Annotated in this window: 3 protein-coding genes and 1 pseudogene; 1 reads left to right on the top strand and 3 read right to left on the bottom strand. The window is 65.4% G+C overall.

Annotation, left to right across the window (positions count from 1 at the left end; genetic code table 11):
• Positions 1–52 precede the first annotated feature (52 nt).
• The 3 genes from HUK84_RS12235 to HUK84_RS12225 all read right to left on the bottom strand — a co-directional run bounded on the left by HUK84_RS12235 (position 53) and on the right by HUK84_RS12225 (position 3,355).
• A complete protein-coding gene (locus tag HUK84_RS12235; protein WP_176640539.1) occupies positions 53–1,624 on the bottom strand; it encodes a sugar ABC transporter ATP-binding protein in 1,572 nt (523 codons plus the stop codon).
• A gap of 8 nt (positions 1,625–1,632) precedes the next feature.
• Positions 1,633–2,616: an autoinducer 2 ABC transporter substrate-binding protein gene (locus HUK84_RS12230; RefSeq protein ID WP_176640538.1), complete on the bottom strand. Its 984-nt coding sequence runs from the start codon at positions 2,614–2,616 to the stop codon at positions 1,633–1,635.
• A 406-nt stretch (positions 2,617–3,022) separates the two neighbouring features.
• Positions 3,023–3,355 carry a hypothetical protein gene (locus HUK84_RS12225; protein ID WP_176640537.1) on the bottom strand — a complete coding sequence of 111 codons (333 nt, stop codon included), beginning with the start codon at positions 3,353–3,355 and terminating at the stop codon, positions 3,023–3,025.
• A 183-nt stretch (positions 3,356–3,538) separates the two neighbouring features.
• Between HUK84_RS12225 and HUK84_RS23235 the strand changes: the two are divergent.
• A pseudogene (locus HUK84_RS23235) lies at positions 3,539–3,719 on the top strand (PepSY domain-containing protein); the annotation flags it as partial.

Below are 3,719 nucleotides of genomic sequence, written 5' to 3'. Positions count from 1 at the left end.
GGGGGGCGGTGCAGGGCCGGCGCGGCCGGTCCGATATTCAGGGCGGGAGTTTTCATGCCGCACGCTCCCGGCCCGTATGTTCGTGACCGGTCGTCGCGGCGCCGATCGCCGAGGCCAGAACCCGCTCGGCGGTCAGCGCGGCCCCCTGGACGCGATCGACCACGCGCCCCTGGCGCATCACGATCACGTCCTGGCTGACCGCCATCAGTTCCGCGAGGTCTGAGGTAATCACCACGATCGCCGTTCCCGCCTCGGCAAGCTGGCGGATGAAGCCGTGGATTTCCGCCTTGGTCGCCAGGTCGATGCCGCGCGTGGGCTCGTCCAGGATCAGCACGCGCAGCGCCTGCCCGGCCCAGCGCGCGAACAATCCCTTCTGCTGGTTGCCGCCCGACAGAGTCCCGATCGCGGTCTCCGGCGTGCCGGCCTTGATCGCGAAACGGCGCATGACGGCCCGTGTCTCGGCCAGCAGGGCGGGAAAATCCAGCAGCCAGCCGCCATGCGACAAGCGGGCGAGGCCGGTGCAGGTCAGGTTGCTCTCCAGGCCCATCGGGGCGAAGATGCCCTGCTTCTTGCGGTCTTCCGGCAGGTATCCGATGCCCAGCGCCATCGCCTCCGCCGGGGAGCGGGGGCTGATCTCGCGCCCGTCCAGCACAATCCTGCCGGTGGAGGCCCGCAGCGCGCCGAATACCGTCATCGCGACCTCCGACCGCCCGGCGCCGACCAGCCCGTAGATGCCGGTGATGCGTCCGGCCGCCACGTCCCAGTCGACGTCGTGGAAATGACGGGGATGGCTGAGGCCCCGGATGGACAGGACCGGCGGCGTGGACGATGCCGCCGCCGCGGGCGGCCGTGCCGCTTCGCCGCCGTCCTGCCGGATGCCGTCGTCCTGCCGGGTATCGTGGCGCCGGCCCATCATCAGGCGCAGCAGCAGGTCTTCGGTCACGTCGGAGGCGGCATAGTCCCCGGTCACGCGCCCATCCGTCAGCACGGTGACATGGTCGCCCAGGCGCGGCACCTCCTCCAGCCGATGCGTGATATATACGATGGCGCGCCCGTCATCGCGGAGGCGACGGATGATGCCGACCAGCCTGTCGGTCTCGGCGCGCGACAGGATCGCCGTCGGTTCGTCGAAGACGATGACGCGGGCGTCCTGCACCAGCGCCTGCGCGATCAGAACCAGTTGCTGGTGCCCGAGCCCGAGATCCATCATGGGCCGATGCAGCAGCGATTCCGCGAGATCGAGCGAGGACAGCCACGGCCGGACCGCCCCGAGCATGGCCTCGGTCCGCACCCGGCCGAAGCGATCGGTGATTTCGCAGCCGGCGAAGACGTTTTCCAGCACGCTCAGGTGCGGGAAGATCATAGGCTCCTGGTAGACGGCGGTGATGCCGAGTGCCCGCGCATGCATCGGGTCCCGCAGCACGACCGGGGTGCCGTCGATCAGGATCTCGCCTTCTTCGGGGCGGACCGCGCCGGTCAACGTCTTGATCAGCGTCGATTTGCCGGCCCCGTTCTCGCCCAGCAGCACCAGGGTCCGTCCGGCCGCGATCACGGCGTCCACGCCCTTCAGGGCCCTGACGCCGCCAAAGGATTTCACGATCCCTCTCAGTTCGAGACGGTTCATGACGCACCTCAGAAATCCAGGGAAATGTTCTCTTTGGTGAAGATCATCGGCTGGCCCAGCAGCAGCGTCTTCGTCGTCGCGTCATACGCGATGGTGCCCAGCCCGGGCACGGCGTTCTGCGGATGCAGCGCCTTGTGCTGCAGAAGCTGCGTCAGGCCCCAGACCGTCAGGTATCCGAGGTCGACCGGATTCCACAGGACCGCACTCTTGACGGTGCCGTTCAGCACGTAGGTCCGGATCGTGTTCGGGTCGTCGATGCCGGTCACGGCGACTTTTCCGGAGAGGCCGGCCTGCAGCACCGCCTGCGCCGCGCCCGGCGTCGCGGTGGTGTTGACGCCGATGATCCCCTTCAGCCCCGGATAGGCCGACAGGATCTGTGACGTGATCTCGGTCGCCTTGCTGATATCCTCGCCGGCATACTGGACGCTGACCAGCTCGAGCTTGGGATATTTGGCAGCCAGGTAGGATTTCATCAGGGAAATCCATAGATTCAGGTTGGTCGCGGTCGGCCCTCCGGACACGAACGCAATCTGTCCTCCACCCTCGATCTGCGCGGCGAGCTGGTCGACCAGGGTGTGGGCGATGGCTTCGTCCGTGGCCTGCATGACCCGCAGCGACACGGCGTCGCCGTCCACCTGGCTGTCGGTCGAGGCGAAGGTGACGCCGCGTTCCCGGGCGTGGATGGCCTGGGCCTGAAGGGCGGTCGGGCTGTTGGCGGCGACGGCCACCGCGTCCAGCTTGCGGTTGATCAGGCTCTGGACGATCTGCGCCTGCGCCGCGACCGACGAGGTCGTCGGCCCCTGATAGACGATCCTGGCGTCGAACGCGCGGCCTCCCTTGAGGAATCCCTGCTGCATGGCGCTGAAATAGGGAATGCCGATCACCTTGGGCACGAAGCCGATCTGGAATGTTTCCGCACGGCCATGTGCCGGGGCCGCGCAGGATATCCCCGCCGCCGCCAGCGCCGCGATCACCGCCGAATGCTTCTTCACGATGTTGTCTCCTCGTGGCCCATGTCTGCGCATGGTTCCCACAGCGTTGAGACGGCGCCGCCCGGTCGGGAGGGCACCGACAATCGGACGCTAACGAGGATTATTGATTATAGTCAATCACGTCCCCTCCAGATATGGCGTCAGCGCGCCATAACGTGATCGAATGGGATCATGGATCGCGGGCGGGCTGGAGAGGGCCGTTGGATCGGATGTCGGGGCATTCCGATCTGACGCTGCTGACCTATCCTATCGTGACGCTTGAGCCACCGTATCAGGATACATCCACGCGACGCATTCTGATCGGCGATCATCCAAGCCCTGCCGAAAGCGCGCGCCGGTCCGTGCAGACGCACATTCATCCGGGCTGGCCCCGTTTTTCCTGGTCCAGGCGGCGGACGATCCCGTTTCAAACCCGGTGAATACCGCAATTCTTCAAGGCGCGTGCGAACGGAACGGTGTGGAGGTCGTGCGTCACCTGTTTCCTACCGGAGGCCATGGCTTTGGCCTCGGAAAACCAGGAACCGATACAGTGGAATGGCCCGGAATGGCCGAACAATGGATGACCCTGCATGGATTTATTTGACGAGCATTCTGCGGGAGCTCGCAAGCACCGATTCCCATATTCACTCCAAGCTGCAATATAATTCATAAATACCAGTTCCTTGGACTCCCACAGAGTGGACATGAAGGCCATGCTGCCATCAAGCCCGTCATGGGCTTTACCCGCGTCCACCGCCATGGGCGCGCCGACGTCATACCCGAATGGATGCCGGCAGGCTCAGCACCGCTGATTGCCGCATATACTGCCGATACCGATTGTTACTGTTGCGCCCGATCCGACAGCCTGTAATCAACCCGCACATCTTGCGTGAATCTTGCCTGTCCGATTATATGCGAATGATTCGCATTATCATGGTGGTGCATGCTTCGGAAAATTCATCGCTGGATCGGGCTGGCCCTGATCCTGCCGTTCGCGTTGCAGGGTCTGACCGGGTTCCTGCTGGTGGTCCTGCCGCTGTTGCTGGCAGGCCGTCCCGCCGTTCCGGCCCCTGGGGCGACGACCGCGCCGGCGGGTGTCGGCGCCGAGGCCATGATCGCCGCCG

The sequence above is a fragment of the Nguyenibacter vanlangensis genome (assembly GCF_013376155.1).
Taxonomy (GTDB): Bacteria; Pseudomonadota; Alphaproteobacteria; order Acetobacterales; family Acetobacteraceae; genus Gluconacetobacter; species Gluconacetobacter vanlangensis.
The sequence above is the reverse complement of the archived record's forward strand: the minus strand, read 5'-3'. Positions and strand labels throughout refer to the sequence as shown.